Below are 1,451 nucleotides of genomic sequence, written 5' to 3' on the forward strand. Positions count from 1 at the left end.
TTTGACTATGATAAAGCAAAAGAAGTATTAAACGTGCCTGATAAATATCATGTTGAGATGATGATTGCAATAGGGAAACCCAGCAACAAAGAAAATCTTCCAAAAGAATTGCAGAAAATTGAAGTACCATCAGACAGAAAAAAAGTTGAAGAGTTTGATTAGAGAGGAGAGAGAACTTGAAGAGAAGTTGAAAAGTTCAGGACTTGATTTAAAACAGTTAACATCTCTAGAGTTAGAAATTCAAGATATTAGTAAGAGACTTGATGAAGTTAGAAATAGGTTGAATAGTTTGAGTATTGAAGTTTCTAGATTAGAGAGAATACTATCTTCAATTCCTGTTGAATCTATTGAAAAACTTCGTGATAGAGTGTACAGTTTAGAGAAGTTGTATAATCAATTAACTAATGTTAGATCTGCAATTAGGAAAGTACAATCTAGATTAAGAGAGAAGATGGTTGAGAAAGTTAGAGATTTGGTAGATAATTATTTCAAGCTCATGTACCCATATTCAGACATGTCTGGTGCTGGAATTGAGTTGAGTATTAAGGAGAGACTTGGCACTCTAGTTAGTGAGTATACTCTATACGGTTTGAGAGGTGGTAGACGTGTTCCAATATCTAGAATGAGTGATGGACAGAGACTTACTCTCTCACTATCATTTATGCTTTCTGTATATGTTGTTGCTAATCATAATGTAGATTTCATGATTATGGATGAACCAATGCCATATGTTGATGTTGCTATAAGATCATCATTTTCAACATTAGTATCAAAGTTGGTTAAGGAGTGTCTCGTTAATCAATTAATAATAACTTCTCAAAGTAGAGAGTTTATAGATCAAATTATTAGAGAAGCTTTGAAGAATAATATCAATACTACACTTCTAAGTATTGAGAGAGAAGATTCTCAAAGAAGGATTAAAGTTGAGAAGATTGAACATAGCTAATCTTGTAAGTTTCCCGAACCCTTATTAACTCTCTAATATTTAGCTTCATATATATGGGCAATTTCATATATCCAGACACCATACTGACAACGTTAGGACATGTTGATCATGGTAAAACAACTCTAGTACAGGCTTTAAGTGGTGTTTGGGTTGCTAGACATAGTGAAGAGATTAAGAGAGCTATGACTATAAAGTTAGGATATATAACAATTGGAATTTACGAATGTCAAGATGGTGAGTATAGGTATGTAAGTGATGGACTTTTAGAAAATGGTAAATGTCCTGATGGTTCAGAACCTAGACTTGTTAGAAGAATATCTATTCTAGATGTTCCAGGACATGAAGTACTATTATCAACAATGATTGCAGGTATTGGATTTGTAGATGGTGCATTAATGATTATTGATGCATCAATGCCATGTCCACAACCACAAACTGAAGAACATTTCTTAGCTGCAACAATAATGGGTCTTAGAAGGATGATAGTTATTCAAAATAAGATTGA

2 protein-coding genes are annotated in these 1,451 nt (G+C 32.9%); both read left to right on the top strand.

Translation table 11 applies throughout. The annotated features are described in order from the left end of the window. Nucleotides 1–154 precede the first annotated feature (154 nt). Nucleotides 155–946, top strand: a complete 792-nt coding sequence (locus tag AC3WVG_RS11830) for a hypothetical protein (protein ID WP_488798321.1) — start codon at nt 155–157, stop codon at nt 944–946. A 53-nt stretch (nt 947–999) separates the two neighbouring features. Then, nucleotides 1,000–1,451 (top strand): GTP-binding protein (locus AC3WVG_RS11835; protein WP_488798322.1); only part of this gene is annotated, 452 nt, incomplete at its 3' end.

The organism is Desulfovulcanus sp. (genome assembly GCF_982781345.1).